Genomic DNA, 16,732 nt, shown 5'->3' with positions numbered 1-16,732 from the left:
ATGTACCCGCGCCGCCAGGCCAAGAACCCGCACGCCGAGGCCGAGCAGTTCCGGCGCCGCGCCGCGCTCGGCTTCCTCGGCGTGCTGGTGACGCTGGTCGGCCTGGGCGCCTGGTACTTCAAGCTGCAGGTGCTCGACCACGACATCTACGCCACCCGCTCGGAGGCCAACCGCATCAAGCCGCGGCCGGTGGTGCCCGGGCGCGGCATGATCTACGACCGCAACGGCCGCCTGCTGGCCGAGAACGTGCCGGCGTTCCGGCTGGACGTGACCCCGGACAAGGTGCAGGACATGGAGGCGACCCTGGCCGGGCTGCGCACCCTGTTCTCGCTGACCGACGAGGAGATCGAGCGCTTCAACGAGTCGCGCCGGGCGCGCCGCAGCTTCCTGCCGGTGACGCTGAAGCTGCGCGTGTCCGACGAGGAGATGGCGCGCTTCGCGGTGGACCGCTGGCGCTACCCGGGCGTGGAACTGGAGCCGTACCTGACCCGGCGCTACCCCTATGGCGACCTGTTCACCCACATCATCGGCTACGTCGGCCGCATCGACGACAAGGACTTGGAGACGCTGGGCGAGGGCAACGCCGCGCTGACCCACATCGGCAAGTCCGGGCTGGAGCGCTATTACGAGACCCAGCTGCGCGGCAAGGTCGGCTACGAGCAGGTCGAGACCAACGTGCAGGGCCGCGCCATCCGCACCGTCGGCCGGGTGCCGGCGCAGTCCGGCGCCGACCTGCGGCTGTCGATCGACGCCGACCTGCAGCGGGCGATGGTGGCCGCGTTCGGCGAATTCGAGGGCGCGGCGGTGGCGATGGACCCGCGCAGCGGCGAGATCCTGGCCATGGTCAGCCTGCCGTCCTACGACCCCAACCTGTTCGTCAACGGCATCTCCCACGCCGACTTCAAGGCGCTCAACGAGAACCCCTCGCGGCCGCAGTTCAACCGGCTGGTGCTCGGCGGCGTGGCGCCCGGTTCCACGCTCAAGCCGCTGATCGGCCTGGCCGGGCTGGACAGCGGCGTGCGCCGGCCGGAGGACAAGATCCTCTCGCGCGGCATGTTCTACCTGCCGGGCGTGAGCCGTGGCTGGGGCGACGCCAACCGCGGCGGCCACGGTTGGACCGACCTGCGCAAGTCGATCGCGCAGTCGGTCAACACCTATTACTACCAGCTGGCGCTGGACCTGGGCATCGAGCGTTTCAGCCAGTACATGCGGAACTACGGCTTCGGCGAGCCGACCGGCATCGACCTGACCGGCGAGATCGGCGGCATCCTGCCCTCGCCGGCGGCCAAGGGCAAGGAGCGCTGGTATCCCGGCGACACGGTCAACGCCAGCATCGGCCAGGGCCTGTGGAAGGTGACGCCGCTGCAACTGGTGCGCGCGGTCGCCGGCCTGGCCGACGGCCAGCTGCGGCGGCCGCACCTGGCGGTGGAGCAGCGCACCGGCTTCGACCACGACTGGCTGCCGCTGGCGCAGCCGGCCAGCCGGCCGATCAGCCCCAATCCCGGCAACCTGCAGGCGGTGCGCGAGGGCATGATGGCGACCATGCAGCCCGGCGGCAGCGGCGCCCGTGTCGCCGCCGGGGCGCCCTATTCGATGGCCGGCAAGACCGGCACCGCGCAGGTGGTCAGCCGCCGCGGCACGGCGGCGGTCAACCCGCGCAGCCTGCCGCTGCACCTGCGTCACCGCGCGCTGTTCGTCGGCTTCGCCCCGGCCGAGAACCCGACCATCGCCGTCGCCATCGCGGTGGAGGGCGGCGGCTACGGCGGCAGCGCCGCCGCGCCGATCGCGCGCAAGGTGTTCGACGCCTGGTTGCTGGGCAAGCTGCCCGACGGGCTGCAGCCGCTGGACAGCGACCGCGGCACCACCGTCGTCGGCGTTGCCGTGCACGACACCGAGGACCCGGCGCTGCGTGCGGCCGGCGAGGCCGCCGCGGCACGGCTGGAGACGCTGCCGGTGCTGGTCGGGGCGCCGTCGGAGCCGCTGCCGCCGGGTCCCGCGCCGCTGCCGTCGCCGGCGAGGGCGGCGCCCGCGCCCGCCACCGGGGAGGCGCGATGAGGGACTTCCTGCGCTGGGCGGCGGAAATGGCCGGGCGCTTCGCGCGCAGCCTGGACTGGCCGCTGCTGCTGGCGTTGATGGCGCTGATGGGGATCGGCCTGGCGGTGCTGCACAGTGCCGGCGGCGAACGCCTGGTCATGGCCCAGGCGGTGCGCTTCGCGATCGGCCTGGCGGCGATGTGGGTGATCTCGCGGTTGTCGGTGCTGCGCCTGCGCGCGTGGACGCCGATGATCTACGCGGTGTCGATGATCCCGTTGCTGGCGGTGTTCGTGCTGGGCACCGGCAAGTACGGGCGGCAGTGGCTGGACCTGAAGTTCTTCTACCTGCAGCCGGCCGAGCTGCTCAAGGTCAGCCTGCCGATGATGGTGGCCTGGTACCTGCACCGCATGCCGCTGCCGCCGCGCATCCCGGTGGTGCTGACGACGGCGGTGATCATCGGCGTGCCGACCGCGCTGGTGATGCTGCAGCCGGACTTCGGCACCGGCGTGCTGATCGCCGCCAGCGGCGCGTTCGTGCTGCTGCTGGCCGGCCTGCCGTGGTGGTGGGTGGGGGTGGCGCTGGGCGGGGTGGCCGCCGCCGCGCCGGTGGCGTGGTTCTGGCTGCTGCGGCCGTACCAGAAGGACCGCATCCTGATGTTCCTGGACCCGGAGAGCGATGCGCTGGGCGCCGGCTGGAACATCATCCAGTCCAAGATCGCGATCGGCTCGGGCGGGCTGGACGGCAAGGGTTGGGGACTGGGCTCGCAGTCGCATCTGAACTTCATCCCCGAGCAGACCACCGATTTCGCGTTCTCGGTGCTGAGCGAGGAATTCGGCTGGATCGGCGTGGCCATCGTGCTGGCGCTGTACCTGGTGGTGATCGGGCGCTGCCTGTGGATCGCGGTGGATTCGCGCGACACCTATTCGCGGCTGCTGGCCGGCGCCACCGGCCTGGCGTTCTTCGTCTACGTGGTGGTCAACGGCGGCATGATCTCCGGCCTGCTGCCGGTGGTGGGCGTGCCGATGCCGCTGATCAGCTACGGCGGCACCTCGGCGGTGTCGCTGCTGGCCGGCTTCGGCCTGGTGATGGCGATCAAGGCGCACCGCCCGGTGCACGGGCATTGACCGCGCCCGCCGGTGCGGCGGGCCTCCTTCCGTCCTCACCTGCCCCGGCCCGGAAGGGCGTTCGACGGGCCTCGATCGCGACTGACGGCCCGCGGCCCCCCGGCGTCGCTCCAGCCAACGGCAGGGAAACGTTGTAGGAGCGACGTCAGTCGCGGGCTTTTCGGTCAGCAGCCAGGTGGCCCGGCAACGCGCGCTCCCGCGGAAGGGAAGAGAGCCTTCTGGGGTCACATTCCCGAGCTGCCTGCGCGGCAGCAAACCCGCTCGGCTGGTTCTGGTTCCACTCCAGTCTTTTCCTGGCTGCCCAGGCGGCAGCGAACGGCTATGCCGCCTCTTCGCAGATGACCTGCCTTTCCTGAACTGCCTGCGCGGCAGCAAAAACATGCAGCAGCCCGGTCGCATCCGCTGGCGGCCCGGCGCTCCTTTTCCCGGGGGCTCGCCCGATCGGCTGTGCCGAGTTTTGATCGCGATCAAACCATTGCCCCCATTCAGACTGCACAATAGCGCCCCCGTCCCGGTTGCCGGATGCCTCGCGGCACCGTGCCGAGGGCGGGGACGGCCGCCGCGCCATCGCTCGGCCATCGCCGAATTCGGGACGGGATCCGCGTGGGGAGACGCGGGTCGCGCCCGCACTGGATCCGGCCGGACGGCCGGTTGCGCCCGCGGGGATGGGGGCGCAACCGGCGGTCCTTCTGACCTTTCCTTGCCCTGCCATGTCCTGGCTGCCCGTTGCCGGCGGTCGGTGCCCGCCTGTCCGCGCCGATACCGGCCGGCGATCGTGCCGGGCCGGCCGGATGTGCGGGAATTGGCGTTTAATCTTCTTGTGATTCATGGTCTTATTGCTGGAAATTCATCCTCGACCTGCTAATCTCGCCCGATGATTCGACGCGTACTGGTGTGCTTCATTACCTTCGGCCTGGTCGCCTGTGCGACCCAGCCGCCGTCCCCACCCGCGGCGCCGCCGGCCGTGGACACCCCGCGCGCACCCGCGGCGGGCGGCGATACCCCGGCCGAGGCGGTGCCCGAGGCGGCCGCGCCGACCGCGCCGCCGGTGGACCTGACCCCGGTGCCGTTCGAGGTGGCCCGCGCCAACTTCATCCGCGACACCGCCGCCCGCTACGGGATCGATGCGGCCTATATCGCCGGCGTGCTCGACCAGGCGCAGGTGCGGCAGCCGATCATCGCGGCGATGGCGCGCCCGGCCGAGCGGGTCAAGCCGTGGAACGAATACCGGCCGATGTTCATCAGCCAGGCGCGCATCGACGGCGGCAGGAAGTTCCTCGCCCAGCACCGCGCCGAACTGGAGCGCGTGCAGCAGCGCACCGGCGTGCCGGCCGAGGTGATCGTGGCGATCATCGGCGTGGAGACCAGCTACGGCGGCAACACCGGCAACCATCGCGTGCTCGATGCGCTGTACACGCTGGCCTTCAACTACCCGCGCAGCGGCGATCCGGACAAGCTCGAGCGCGAGGTGCGCCGCGAGCTGTTCTTCCGCGACGAACTGGCCAAGCTGTTCGAGCTGGCGCGCCTGGAAAAGCTGGACATCACCGCGCTCAAGGGCAGCTATGCCGGGGCGATGGGCATGGGCCAGTTCATGCCGTCCAGCTACCTGGATTTCGCCGTGGACGGCGACGGCGACGGCCGCCGCGACCTGTTCGGCAACTTCGACGACGTGTTCGCCTCCATCGCCAACTATTTCGTGAAGAAGGGCGGCTGGGTGCGCGGCGGCGAGGTGGCGGTGCCGGCGACGCTGGCCGCCGGCCACGAGGAGTTCAACCCCACCGACTGGACCCCCAACCACAGCCTGGCCGAGCTGGCCGCGCGCGGCTACCAGCCGCGGGTGCCGGTACCGGCGGAGGCCACCGCCACCCCGGTGACGCTGGAGGCCAGCGACGGCAAGCAGTACTGGCTGGGCTTCCAGAACTACTACGCGATCACCCGCTACAACATTTCCAAGATGTACGCGATGGCGGTGTTCCAGCTGTCGCAGGCCATCGCCGGCAAGGAGCTGCCACCGGCATGAACATCAGGCTGCTGGTCCCCGCGTTGATCGTGCTTGGGCTTGCCGCCTGCAGCAGTGCGCCGAAGAAATCCGCACCGGCCGCGTCCGGCGCCACCGCCAAGGTCGGTGCCCCGGCACCAGGCGGCAAGTCCGCCGGGTGTCCGGAAGGCTCGCCCTACGCGCCGGCCAGCGAGGACCCGGCCACCCGCGGCAACTACACCGCCGGCGGCCTGTACAAGCCGGGCGTGTCCGACAGCACGCCGGCCTACGTCCCCAATGTCGCCTGCATTCCCGAGCCGGTGGTCAGCGACGAGCCGCGCTCGCCGGTGGGCAACAAGTCGCCCTACACCGTGCTCGGCAAGCAGTACCGGGTGATGGACAAGGTGGAGGGCTATTCCGAGAAGGGCATCGCCTCCTACTACGGCAGCAAGTTCCATGGCCGGCTGACCTCCAACCGCGAGGTCTACGACATGTACGCCTTCACCGCGGCGCACAAGACGCTGCCGCTGCCCAGCTTCGCCCGCGTCACCAATCTGGACAACGGCGAATCGGTGGTGGTCCGGGTCAACGACCGCGGCCCGTTCCACGACGGCCGGGTGATCGACCTGAGCTACGCCGCGGCGGTCAAGCTGGGCATCACCCAGCGCGGCACCGGGCGGGTGGAGGTGGAGGCGCTGACCCCGGGCAGCGACAACCTGCTGGCAGGCGCCGGCAAGTCCACGCGCCGCGAGCGCAGGGCCGAGGCCGCCGCGGCCACGACAGCGGTTGCGGCCGCGGCCGCCAGCGACATGGACCGGCTCGTCGGCAGCCTGCCGGCGACCCCGGCCGCGCCCGCCGCGGTACCGGCGGCGCGCCAGGCGCTGGCCGATGCCGGCGAACAGTGGCGCTACCGCGTCGCCGATTCCGCCCGGCCCGGTTCGGCCGACAATTTCGATGCCTGGATGAAGGACAACGGCGTGCGCGTGGCCACCGGCCGGCCGGCCGCCGCGCCGACGGCCACGACCCCGGCTTCGGCTCCAGCTCCGGCCCGGACTGCGACCGTGGCCACCCGCGAGGCGCCAGCACGCGATCTCGCCGCCGCCACGCTGGGCAATGTGCTGCTGCAGGTGGCCAGTTTCTCCAACCGCGACAACGCCAACCGTGCCCTCACCCAGCTGTCGGCGGCCGGCATCGCCGGTGCCAGCCTCAGCGACATCGTCAGCGGCGGCCGCACCCTGTGGCGGCTGCGGGTGCCGGCCAGCGACCATGCCAGCGCCGCGGAACTTGCCGGCCGCATCGCCGGTCTTGGCTTCGGGCGCCCGCAGATCGTCCGGGACTGACTCCCGTCGTCGTCTTCGCGGGCGGCCTGCGTGCCGCCGCCATGGGCCTACAATGCCCGTCTTCCCGACCTCCGCGCCCCTCAGGAGTTGCTGTCCGATGAAATTCCGTTTTGCCGCCGCCGCCGTGGCCACGCTCGCCTTCGGCCTGGTTTCCGCCCAGACGCCCACGCCGGCCCCGGCCCCGGCTGCCGCACCGGCCGTGGTGGCCACGCCGCCGGCCCCGGCCCCCAGCGTCTCCAAGTCCTGGGTCCTGATGGACTACGCCACCGGCCAGGTGCTGGCGGGCGAGAACATCCACGACCAGGTGGCGCCGGCGAGCATCACCAAGGTGATGACCTCCTACGTGGTGGCCGCGGAGATCAAGAACGGCAAGGTCAGCCCGGACGACCAGGTGATGCTCAGCGAGCGCGCCTGGCGCGAGGGCGGCGCCGGCACCGACGGCAGCTACAGCGGTTTTGCGGTCAACCAGACCGCGCGCCTGGAGGACATGGAAAAGGGCATGGCGGTGCAGTCCGGCAACGATGCCGCCATCGCCCTGGCCGAGCACGTGGCCGGCAGCCAGGAGGCCTTCGCCGCGCTGATGAACAGCTATGCCGACAAGCTCGGCATGAAGAACTCGCACTTCGTCAACGCCCACGGCCTGACCGCCGAAGGCCACTACTCCAGCGCCTACGACCTGGCGCTGCTGGGCCGCGCGCTGGTCCGCGACTATCCCGAGACCTACGCCTACAACAAGATCAAGGAATTCACCGTCGGCCGCATCACCCAGCCCAACCGCAACCTGCTGCTGTGGCGCGACCAGAGCGTGGACGGCATCAAGACCGGGCACACCTCGGCGGCCGGCTACTGCCTGATGAGCTCGGCCCAGCGCGGCGACCAGCGCCTGATCGCGGTGGTGATGGGCGGCAGCTCGGAGAAGCAGCGCGCCGACGACAGCCTGGCGCTGCTCAACTGGGGCTTCCGCTTCTTCGAGACCCATCGCCTGTACGAGCCGGGCGGCGCGGTCACCACGCAGAAGATCTGGAAGGGCAAGGCCGACCAGGTGCAGCTGGGCGTGGCGCAGCCGTTGCTGGTGAGCGTGCCGCGCGGCCGCTACAACGACCTCAAGCCGAGCATGGAAGTGCCCAAGGTGCTGGAAGCGCCGATCGCCGCCGGCCAGCAGGTCGGCACGGTGAAGGTCTCGCTGGACGGCAAGGTGGTGGCCCAGGCGCCGCTGGTGGCGGTGGCGGCGGTGGAGCAGGCCGGCTTCTTCAAGCGGCTGTGGGACAGCTTCTGGATGTGGTGGGAATCGGAGTAAGCGGCCCCGCCGCAGCTTCCACCGGAGTGGGCATCGCCCCGGTCCGCCACGAAAAAGCCGGCCTCGCGCCGGCTTTTTCGTGGCCCTTCGCCCATCCATGGAAGGCGTGCATCGCGGGATCCGCCCGAAAAGCCCGCGACTGACGCCGCTCCTGCCCGTAGGAGCGACGTCAGTCGCGACCGGCCGGCCGCCGCCGTCAGAGGCTGCGGCTGATGGTGAAGCTGCCGAACACCGGCGTTTCCTTCTGCAGGTCGAATTCGCGGGTGCGGTGGTAGCGGGCCAGCGCGAACTTCCACTGTCCGCGCATGATCGCCAGCCCGTAGCCGAGGTCGGCCACCAGCGGGCGCTTGTCCACGCTGTGGCTGTTGCGGAAGGTGTTGCCGTCCAGGGTGATGTCGCGCAGCACCCAGCGCCCGTCGGCGGTGGCGAACAGGTGCCAGGACCATCCCGGCACGCGTCCGGCCCGGGCCGGGGCGGTGTTCTCGCCGGCCGGGCGCAGCGGGGTGCTGCCGAAGTCGTCGGGCAGCTTCCAGCCGAAGCGGACTTCGCCGCCGGTGTTGGCGTAGGTGGCCAGGTTGCCGATCGCGCCACCCCAGTGGCTGATCGCATCCCAGCCCCAGCCGGCGGCATTGGCCTGGCCATCGCCCGGCCAGCGGCGCATGCGCTCGTGCACCAGCTTGAACACCGGCTCGTCGCGCAGCTGGTGGTCCCAGCCGTTGAAGTCGTCGCCATCGATCAGCTTGTGCACCGCGCGCTGCACCTGCTTGCCCTGCGCCGAGGGACCGACCATGCCCAGCGCCAGCTGCGTGGTGCGCAGGTGGTCGTGGTTGCGCGCGTTGTAGCCGAAGGCCACCAGCAGCACGCCGGCATACGGGCGGTCGTCCTCGATCAGGTCCGAACGGGTGTTGTCGGTCGGCGTGAACAGCCCCTGGCCGATGCTGAACACCATGTTCTGCTGCTCGAACTCGCCCGGATGCAGGCGCTCGAGATAGCCGTTCACCCAGCGCGCCAGGCGCGGCAGGCAGGGATCGCGGGTGTAGTCGACCAGGTTGGGCGATACCAGCGTCAGCATCGCGCCGTTGCTGTAGCCCTGGTCCTGCTGCTCGCCGCCGAACAGGTCGTTGTCGATACGGAAGTTCACCGCCGGCGGGGTATTGCGCAACTTGCTCTGCGCGCACTGTTCCGCAGCGTGGGCCGGCGTTGCCGCCAGCGTGGCGAGTCCGGCCAGGACGATGAACAACGGGGTGCGCAGCAGCATAGAGGCTCCTGGAAAGCGGAGGGAGGCTGGGACGGGACGGGACCGACGCGCAGCCCGGGGCCGCATACCGGAGCGGCGCAGCATAGTGGTTGCAGGCCGCGTCGATGGACGCATGGCTGCATCACTGCGTTGCGTTGCTCCGTCGATGGTAGCGCGCGCGGCGTGATGCCGGCCTTGCGGGGGCCGGGACCGCGCCGGTGTGCAACGGCGGCCGGAACGGTGCGATGCGTGAACCGGAAGACGAATCCGGCCACGGCGATGGGGTTTTCGCGACGTTGCCGGAACTTCCGGGTTGGGGCCGCGGCGGGCCGGAACCCGTCGTGCCGCCGGCCATTTCCGCCGGCCCGGCCGCCGGCGCCGCACTTGGGTTTGCCGGCCTGCGCCCCGATAATGGCGCGATGGAAATCAAGTCCGACAATCCTGAACACGGCTTCCAGTTTCCCGGCACCTTCGAACTCAGCGCCATGGGCGCGGCCGGCCGGGGGCTGGAAAGCGAGCTGCCGCGCCTGCTGGAAAAGGCGGGCGTGGAAGTGCTGAGCGAGCGCATCAGCTGGAAGCACTCGAGCAACGGCAAGTACGTCTCGGTGCGGATCGCGTTCAAGGCCGCCAGCCGCGAGCTGTACGACGCCGCGCACACCGTGCTGCGCAGCCATCCGGAAGTGAAGTGGACGCTGTAGGCAGCTGCGGGACGGCGCCGGCGGCAACGGCGCGCACGTACCCGGCGCTGGTCCGCGACCTGGGGCGCCAGGCCTACGAGCCGGTCTGGCATGCAATGCAGCGTTTCACCGATGCCCGTACCGAGGCCGCCGCCGACGAGCTGTGGGTGGTCGAGCACGACCCGGTGTTCACCCTGGGCCAGGCCGGCAAGGACGAACACGTGCTGGCGCCGGGCGACATCCCGGTGCTGCACGTCGACCGCGGCGGCCAGGTGACCTACCACGGCCCCGGCCAGATCGTGGTGTACCCGCTGCTGGACCTGCGCCGGCTCGGCATCGGCGTGCGCGAGTACGTGTGCCGGATCGAGCAGGCCATCATCGACACCCTGGACGAGTGGAACATCGGCGCCGAGCGCCGCGAGGGCGCCCCCGGCGTGTACGTGGCCGGCGCCAAGATCGCCGCGCTCGGCATCCGCGTGCGCCGCGGCTGCACCTTCCACGGCCTGGCGTTCAACGTGGCCATGGACCTGGAACCGTTCCACCGCATCAATCCCTGCGGCTACCAGGGGCTGCGGGTGACCTCGGTGCTAGACTTGGGCGGTCCTTCGGGCATCGAGGCCGCCAAGCCGGTACTGCTGGCCCAGCTGGCCCGCCAGTTCGGCCTGCAGCTGCAGCCCGGCGCCGGACTTCCCGATCTCAATCCCGCGGCCTGAGGCCGCCGAAAACGCCATGACCCAATCGACCACCCGCTCCATTCCCCTGCAGGTCGTGCAGGGCGAAGTCCCGTCCGCCGCGGCGCCGCTGCAGGAAGGAATCAAACAGCTGGGTGGCGACAAGATCGCGCGTTCGCCGGTGCAGTTCGCCGACGCCCCGGTGCTGCGCAAGCCGTCCTGGATCCGCGTGCGCATTCCCTCCGGCAACGCCGTGCAGCAGCTCAAGGCCAAGCTGCGCGAGAACCGGCTGGTGACGGTGTGCGAGGAAGCCAGCTGCCCGAACATCCACGAGTGCTTCGGCCACGGCACCGCCACCTTCATGATCCTGGGCGAGGTCTGCACCCGCCGCTGCTCGTTCTGCGACGTCGCCCACGGCCGGCCCAAGCCGCCGGACCCGAACGAGCCGGCCAGCCTGGCGCAGACCGTGGCCGACATGGGCCTGAAGTACGTGGTGGTGACCAGCGTCGACCGCGACGACCTGCGCGACGGCGGCGCCCAGCACTTCGTCGACTGCATCGCCGCGATCCGCGACAAGGCCCCGCACACCCGCATCGAGGTGCTGACCCCGGATTTCCGCGGCAAGGGCCGCATGGAGCGCGCGCTGGAGATCCTGGCGACCAATCCGCCGGACGTGTTCAATCACAACATCGAGACCGTGCCGGACCTGTACCGCAACGTGCGCCCGGGCGCCGATTACCAGTGGTCGCTGACCCTGCTGAAGAAGTTCAAGGCCCAGCACCCGGCCATCGCCACCAAGTCCGGCATCATGCTCGGCCTGGGCGAAACCCTCGAACAGGTGCAGGCCACCTTGCGCGACCTGCGCGAACACGACGTGGACATGGTCACCATCGGCCAGTACCTGCAGCCCACGCCGCACCACCACCCGGTGCTGCGCTACTGGACGCCGGAGGAATACAAGGCGTTCGAGGACTACGGCAACGCGCTGGGCTTCAGCCATGTCGCCTCCGGGCCGATGGTGCGCTCGTCGTACCACGCCGACCGCCAGGCCGCCGGCGCCGGCGTCGCTTCCTGAGCGGATTCCCGTCCGGCCGCCGCATGCCGGCGGCCGCCGGTAGCCGCCGCCGGTCTTCGCCGGTGCGGGCGGGCGCCGTACCCGGAAGCATGGAGGCCTGCCGTGCCGGCCGCGATTCACAATTCGCTACGGCCGGCCCGCTACGCTGCATCCGTGACAGATGACAAGTGCTGAAACTTTCGGCACTGTCGGCTTGTCCGACCTACCCGCAGTCTCCCCCTTCCGGCCCGGTGCCAAGAGTACGTAGATGAATTACAGAGTCCCCGCCTTCCTGCTGGCCTTCGCCCTGACAGTGCCGATGGCGCTGCTGGCGCGCGCCGATACACCGTTGCTGCCGTCGGCGGCGACCGTGGACCAGGCGACGACTTCCAAGCTGGTGTACGGGCTGCTGTCCGACAGCCGCTACGCCTACCGTCCGCGCGCACTGGATGCGGAAACCTCGCGCGACGTGTTCAAGCGTTACCTGGAGACGCTCGACGGCGGCAAGCAGTTCTTCACCCAGGCCGACATCGAGCGCTTCGCGCCGTTCGAGGCGGGCATTTCCGGTGCCCTGCGCGGCGGCCAGCTGGAGCCGGCGTTCGAGGTGTTCGCGGTCTACAAGCAGCGGGTCGAGGAGCGCGTCGGCTACGCCCGCCAGCTGCTCAAGCAGGATTTCGACTTCAGCGCCGACGAGCGCTTCGAGTACGACCGCAAGGACGTGCCGTGGGCCAGCGACAGCGCCGAGCTGGACGAGCTGTGGCGCAAGTCGGTGAAGAACGACTGGCTGCGGCTGAAGCTGGCGGGCAAGCCGCAGGCGGAAATCCGCAAGACCCTGGACAAGCGCTACGCCAACCTGCTCAAGTCGGTGGGCGAACTGAAGGGCGAGGACGTGTTCTCGTTCTTCCTCAACGCCTACACCAGCGCGGTCGACCCGCACACCGACTACTTCACCCCGCGCACCGCCGAGAACTTCAACCAGGCCATGTCGCTGTCGCTGGAGGGCATCGGCGCGCAGCTGCAGCGGCAGGACGACGTGGTGGTGATCCGCGAGATCATCGCCGGCGGCCCGGCGGCGCTGGACGGCACGCTCAAGCCGGGCGACCGCATCGTCGGCGTCGGCCAGGGCAAGTCCGGGCCGGTGGACGACGTGATCGGCTGGCGCATCGACGACGTGGTGGCCAAGATCCGCGGCAAGAAGGACACCCAGGTGCGGCTGGAATTCATCCCCGCCGAGGAAGGCCTGGACGGCAAGCACCACCACGTCACCCTGACCCGGCAGAAGGTGCGTCTGGCCGAACAGGCGGCCAAGGGCGAGACCATGACCATCCCCGGCACCGGCGAGGAGCCGGAGCGCCGCATCGGCGTGATCAAGCTGCCGACCTTCTACCAGGATTTCGAGGGCCGCCGCCGCAACGCCGCCGACTACGCCTCGGCCACCCGCGACGTGGCCAAGCTGCTGGCCGGGTTCAAGGCCGATAAGCTCGACGGCGTGGTGCTGGACCTGCGCAACAACGGCGGCGGCTCGCTGGACGAGGCGATTGAGCTCACCGGGCTGTTCATCGAGCAGGGCCCGGTGGTGCAGGTGCGCGAATCCGGCGGCCGCGTCACCGTCAACAGCGACCGCAGCCAGGACGTGGCCTGGGACGGCCCGCTGGCGGTGCTGATCAACCGCGGCTCGGCCTCGGCCTCGGAGATCTTCGCCGGCGCCATCCAGGACTACGGCCGCGGCCTGGTGATCGGCGAGACCAGCTTCGGCAAGGGCACGGTGCAGAACATCGTCGACCTGGACCGCTGGCCGGCGACCGAGAACCAGCGCTTCGGCCAGGTCAAGCTGACCATCGCCCAGTTCTTCCGCGTCAGCGGCTCCAGCACCCAGCACAAGGGCGTGGTGCCGGACCTGGCGTTCCCGGCCAGCGTCGACGCCAGCGAGTACGGCGAGAGCACCTACGACAACGCGCTGCCGTGGACCCGCATCGCCGCGGTGCCGCACACCCAGTACGGCAACTTCGCGCCGCTGCTGCCCAAGCTCGAAACGCTGCACAACGAGCGCGTCGCCAGCGACCGCGAGTTCCGCTGGTGGAACGAGGACGTGGAGCAGTTCCGCGCCGAGGCGGCGAAGAAGTACGTGTCGCTGAACGAGACCGAGCGCCGCGCCGAGCGCGAGCGGCAGGAGAACCAGCGCAAGCAGCGCCAGGAGATCCGCAAGGAACTGGGGCTGGCGCTGGACCCGCTGGCCGACGACGGCAACGACGACGGCCTGACCGGCAACGAGCGCGACATCGTCAAGGATGCCGCGCGCGAGAAGGCCGCCGAGAAGCGCCCGGACCCGCTGCTGCGCGAGTCGGCCTCGATCCTGGCCGATGCGGTGAACCTGCTCGAGCACGACCGTCCGCTGTCGGCGCAGGTGCTGCCGCAATCCACCGCTCCCGGCCGCTGGGCCAACTGATCCGTCGCCGACCGCGGCGGACCCGCCCGACGCCGTCAATGTCCGCCGACATTGGCGGCGTTATGCTGCCGGCTCCTTCGACATGGCGGGAGGAACCATGATCCTGCGCCCTGCGGCGTTCCTGGCGGCAACCATCGCGATGGCGGCAGCGGCCGGCTGTGGCGGCCGTTCCGGCGACAGCACGCTGCTGCGCGAGTCCTTCGGCTCGGTCGATACCTATTCGCGCACGTTCGATGCCGCGGCCGACCGCGCCTGCGAGGCCGGCCGCCGCGCGCTGCTGAGCCAGGGCTACGCCATCGCCCGCGCCGGCGCCGACGCGGTGGAGGGCAGCAAGAACTTCCAGCCGCGCGAGGAGAGCCACGAGCAACTGGTGCTGCGGGTGTCCTGCGTGGCCGACGAGGGGCGCGCGCTGGTGTTCGTCAGCGCGGTGCAGGACCGCTATGCGCTGAAGAAGAGCCCGACCTCGGCCAGCGTCGGGGTCGGCGCGCTCGGTTCGGTCTCGCTGCCGTTCGGCGGCAACGACGATTCGCTGGTGCGGGTCGCCAGCAGCACCGTGCAGGATCCGGGCTTCTACCGGCATTTCTTCGATCGGCTGGCGCAGTACCTGGCGCCGGCCACCCTGCCGCGGGAGGCCGCGGGGCCGGAGCGATGAACCCGGCCCGGCAGTGTCGGTGGCCGCGCCTCGCGCGCCTGTTGCTGCTGGCGGTGGCGACGACCGCCGGGCCGGCACAGGCGGACACCGCCTGCATGCAGGGCGTGCTGGAACGCCTGGGCTGGCAGGTCGCGGCCACGACCGCGGCCGAACCGTCGATCGTCCCCGGCGAGCCGTGCCGGCGCGCTTCGGCCGCCGCCGCGCGGGCGGCCGGCGACCTGCGGCTCGCGATCCCGCAAGGGTTCGACGACGACCGGCGCCAGGCGTTGCTGCAGGCATTGCTGGAACACCCGGCGACGCTGTGCGGCTACGCCTTCGAACTGGGCGAAGCCACGCGCCGGGCGACGGAGCGGCTGCAGGCCAATCGCGGCTATCGCTTCTCCGCGCTGCAGCTGGGGTGGATCGGCTTCGGCCCGGGCGGCGCGCGGGCGCAGGGCTGGCAGCGCTTCCGCAGCTTCGGCCGCGGCTACCGGCCCGACGGCGGCAATGCCCGGGCGATCGAGGCGTTCTATTCCGGGCGGGTGCGTTCCGAATGCGGCGTGGGGCGGCAGCTCGCGCAGCTGGCCACCCAGCGCGAGCTGTATGGCGACGACGCGTTCGACCGCGAATTCGACGCCGGCGAGCTGTCGATCGGCACCTTCCTGACCCTGCACCGCACCGACAGCATCCTGCTCGGCCGCCGTGCCGGCGAGCTCTTCGCCGACGGCAAGGCCGAACTCAGCGCCCGCCGCGGGCGGCAGGCGTTCGTCGGCGTGCCGGGCTTCATCGAGCACGTGTTCGACCGCGGCCATCTGGACGACATCCACAACCAGGCCGAGAACTTCGTGGTCACCGATGTCGGCGAGGCCGCTGCCGCCGCCCTCGCGCGGCATGGTGGCTTCGCGCATTACGACCGGATCAACCGCCGTATCTGGGAGCTCTCGCGGCGGATGCCGGGCAGCGGGTCGCGCCGTTTCGAACGGCTGCTGTACGAGCGGGACGCGGCGCTGCGCGCGGCGCTGCCGGAGGCGCAACGGCCGCTGCTGGAGGAAATGGACGGCCTGCTGGCCGATCCGTTCTATCGCGGGTTCATGGTCTACGTGCACCCCCGCGGCGTCCGCCCGGTGGGCTACCACATCGCGCGCCTGCTCGATCGCAACCCGCGCACGCCATACTCGCTGAACCTGGCGCTGCACAACCTGCATACGACGCTGTACCGGCGCTGGTTGCAGGCGCAGTTGCGCGACTGCATGGCCGGCGGCGGGGCGAGGATCCGCGTCGGCGACATTCGACTTTCCACGGAACGAGGTGAGGCATGGAGATAGGCATGATCGGGCTCGGGCGCATGGGCGCCAACATGGCCGAACGCCTGCAACGCGGCGGCCATCGGGTGCTCGGGTTCGATCCCGGCGAGCAGGCGCGGACGCAGGCGCAGGTGCGCGGCATCGGCACGGCGACGACGCTGGAGGCGTTGGCGGAGTCGTTGCCGCGGCCGCGCACGCTGTGGCTGATGGTGCCGGCCGCGGCGGTGGATGCGACCCTGGACGCACTGCTGACGCTGCTGGACGAAGGCGATACCGTCATCGACGGCGGCAACTCCTGGTACCGCGATTCGCTGCGGCGTGCCGCGCGGTTGGCCGAGCCGGGCATCGGCTACGTCGATTGCGGCACCAGCGGCGGGGTATGGGGACTGACCGAGGGCTACAGCCTGATGGTCGGCGGCGACGCGGCGACGGTGCAGCCGCTGCATCCGCTGTTCGCGGCGCTGGCGCCCGCGCCCGACCGCGGCTGGGCGCACGTCGGGCCGCCCGGCGCCGGCCATTTCTGCAAGATGGTCCACAACGGCATCGAGTACGGAATGATGCAGGCCTATGCCGAGGGCTTCGCGCTGATGGCGCGCAAGCAGGAGTTCGCACTGGACCTGGGCCAGGTGGCCGAAGTGTGGCGGCACGGCAGCGTGGTGCGTTCCTGGCTGCTGGACCTCAGCGCCGATGCCCTGCAGCGCAATCCGCGGCTGGAAGGCATCGCGCCCTATGTCGAGGATTCCGGCGAGGGCCGCTGGACCGTGCGCGAGGCCATCGACCTGGAGGTATCGGCGCCGGTCATCACCCTGTCGTTGCTGGAACGGCTGCGTTCGCGCGAAGGCAACTCCTTCGCCGACCGCCTGCTGGCGGAAATGCGCAACGGCTTCGGCGGCCACGCGGTGCGCAGCAGCGATCCGGGCGGATGAGCGGCCGCGGCGC

At 70.7% G+C, this 16,732-nt stretch carries 13 protein-coding genes; 12 read left to right on the top strand and 1 reads right to left on the bottom strand.

The window, feature by feature from the left end; translation table 11 throughout:
• The 5 genes from mrdA (at position 1) to OK345_RS03800 (ending at position 7,773) form a co-directional block, all read left to right on the top strand.
• Positions 1-2,055 carry a penicillin-binding protein 2 gene (gene mrdA, locus OK345_RS03820; protein ID WP_265126580.1) on the top strand — a complete coding sequence of 685 codons (2,055 nt, stop codon included), beginning with the start codon at positions 1-3 and terminating at the stop codon, positions 2,053-2,055.
• On the top strand, positions 2,052-3,158 hold the full coding sequence (rodA, locus tag OK345_RS03815) for a rod shape-determining protein RodA (RefSeq protein WP_265126579.1): 1,107 nt from the start codon (positions 2,052-2,054) through the stop codon (positions 3,156-3,158). Before mrdA ends, rodA begins: the two co-directional genes overlap by 4 nt.
• An 874-nt stretch (positions 3,159-4,032) precedes the next feature.
• Positions 4,033-5,178, top strand: coding sequence for a lytic murein transglycosylase B (gene mltB, locus OK345_RS03810; RefSeq protein WP_265126578.1), 1,146 nt, complete (start codon positions 4,033-4,035; stop codon positions 5,176-5,178).
• Positions 5,175-6,476 (top strand): septal ring lytic transglycosylase RlpA family protein, encoded by a 1,302-nt coding sequence (locus OK345_RS03805; protein WP_265126577.1) that lies wholly within the window; start codon positions 5,175-5,177, stop codon positions 6,474-6,476. The genes mltB and OK345_RS03805 overlap by 4 nt, the downstream gene beginning before the upstream one ends.
• Before the next feature lie 97 nt (positions 6,477-6,573).
• Positions 6,574-7,773, top strand: coding sequence for a D-alanyl-D-alanine carboxypeptidase family protein (locus tag OK345_RS03800; protein ID WP_265126576.1), 1,200 nt, complete (start codon positions 6,574-6,576; stop codon positions 7,771-7,773).
• A 196-nt stretch (positions 7,774-7,969) separates the two neighbouring features.
• Here the strand turns inward: OK345_RS03800 and OK345_RS03795 are convergent, their stop codons facing one another.
• Positions 7,970-9,031: a lipid A deacylase LpxR family protein gene (locus tag OK345_RS03795; RefSeq protein ID WP_265126575.1), complete on the bottom strand. Its 1,062-nt coding sequence runs from the start codon at positions 9,029-9,031 to the stop codon at positions 7,970-7,972.
• A 398-nt stretch (positions 9,032-9,429) separates the two neighbouring features.
• Between OK345_RS03795 and OK345_RS03790 the strand changes: the two genes are divergently transcribed.
• The 7 genes from OK345_RS03790 to gnd all read left to right on the top strand — a co-directional run bounded on the left by OK345_RS03790 (position 9,430) and on the right by gnd (position 16,719).
• Positions 9,430-9,708: a DUF493 family protein gene (locus OK345_RS03790; RefSeq protein ID WP_265126574.1), complete on the top strand. Its 279-nt coding sequence runs from the start codon at positions 9,430-9,432 to the stop codon at positions 9,706-9,708.
• Entirely contained in the window at positions 9,696-10,400 is a 705-nt protein-coding gene (gene lipB, locus OK345_RS03785) for a lipoyl(octanoyl) transferase LipB (protein ID WP_265126573.1), read from the top strand. The genes OK345_RS03790 and lipB overlap by 13 nt, the downstream gene beginning before the upstream one ends.
• A gap of 16 nt (positions 10,401-10,416) precedes the next feature.
• The gene (gene lipA / locus OK345_RS03780; protein ID WP_265126572.1) at positions 10,417-11,433 is read left to right on the top strand and encodes a lipoyl synthase; all 1,017 of its coding nucleotides are present in this window, start codon (positions 10,417-10,419) and stop codon (positions 11,431-11,433) included.
• A gap of 247 nt (positions 11,434-11,680) precedes the next feature.
• The gene (locus tag OK345_RS03775) at positions 11,681-13,858 is read left to right on the top strand and encodes a carboxy terminal-processing peptidase (protein WP_265126571.1); all 2,178 of its coding nucleotides are present in this window, start codon (positions 11,681-11,683) and stop codon (positions 13,856-13,858) included.
• A 103-nt stretch (positions 13,859-13,961) separates the two neighbouring features.
• Positions 13,962-14,510 carry a DUF2242 domain-containing protein gene (locus tag OK345_RS03770; protein WP_425510949.1) on the top strand — a complete coding sequence of 183 codons (549 nt, stop codon included), beginning with the start codon at positions 13,962-13,964 and terminating at the stop codon, positions 14,508-14,510.
• Positions 14,507-15,814 carry a hypothetical protein gene (locus tag OK345_RS03765; protein WP_265126569.1) on the top strand — a complete coding sequence of 436 codons (1,308 nt, stop codon included), beginning with the start codon at positions 14,507-14,509 and terminating at the stop codon, positions 15,812-15,814. Before OK345_RS03770 ends, OK345_RS03765 begins: the two co-directional genes overlap by 4 nt.
• Positions 15,805-16,719, top strand: coding sequence for a phosphogluconate dehydrogenase (NAD(+)-dependent, decarboxylating) (gene gnd / locus OK345_RS03760; RefSeq protein WP_265126568.1), 915 nt, complete (start codon positions 15,805-15,807; stop codon positions 16,717-16,719). The genes OK345_RS03765 and gnd overlap by 10 nt, the downstream gene beginning before the upstream one ends.
• Positions 16,720-16,732: the final 13 nt, after the last annotated feature.

Origin of the sequence: Xanthomonas chitinilytica (assembly GCF_026107455.2) — a bacterium.
Lineage (GTDB): Bacteria > Pseudomonadota > Gammaproteobacteria > Xanthomonadales > Xanthomonadaceae > Stenotrophomonas > Stenotrophomonas chitinilytica.
This window is presented reverse-complemented; position numbering and strand designations above follow the sequence as displayed.

What these genes read in the sequence shown, in the direction of transcription:
- lipA (WP_265126572.1), top strand. Translation starts at nt 10,417, where the DNA reads ATGACCCAATCGACCACCCGCTCCATTCCCCTGCAGGTCGTGCAGGGC.
- OK345_RS03765 (WP_265126569.1), top strand. Translation starts at nt 14,507, where the DNA reads ATGAACCCGGCCCGGCAGTGTCGGTGGCCGCGCCTCGCGCGCCTGTTG.
- gnd (WP_265126568.1), top strand. Translation starts at nt 15,805, where the DNA reads ATGGAGATAGGCATGATCGGGCTCGGGCGCATGGGCGCCAACATGGCC.
- OK345_RS03805 (WP_265126577.1), top strand. Translation starts at nt 5,175, where the DNA reads ATGAACATCAGGCTGCTGGTCCCCGCGTTGATCGTGCTTGGGCTTGCC.
- mrdA (WP_265126580.1), top strand. Translation starts at nt 1, where the DNA reads ATGTACCCGCGCCGCCAGGCCAAGAACCCGCACGCCGAGGCCGAGCAG.
- mltB (WP_265126578.1), top strand. Translation starts at nt 4,033, where the DNA reads ATGATTCGACGCGTACTGGTGTGCTTCATTACCTTCGGCCTGGTCGCC.
- OK345_RS03775 (WP_265126571.1), top strand. Translation starts at nt 11,681, where the DNA reads ATGAATTACAGAGTCCCCGCCTTCCTGCTGGCCTTCGCCCTGACAGTG.
- OK345_RS03790 (WP_265126574.1), top strand. Translation starts at nt 9,430, where the DNA reads ATGGAAATCAAGTCCGACAATCCTGAACACGGCTTCCAGTTTCCCGGC.
- OK345_RS03800 (WP_265126576.1), top strand. Translation starts at nt 6,574, where the DNA reads ATGAAATTCCGTTTTGCCGCCGCCGCCGTGGCCACGCTCGCCTTCGGC.
- OK345_RS03795 (WP_265126575.1), bottom strand. Translation starts at nt 9,031, where the DNA reads ATGCTGCTGCGCACCCCGTTGTTCATCGTCCTGGCCGGACTCGCCACG.
- rodA (WP_265126579.1), top strand. Translation starts at nt 2,052, where the DNA reads ATGAGGGACTTCCTGCGCTGGGCGGCGGAAATGGCCGGGCGCTTCGCG.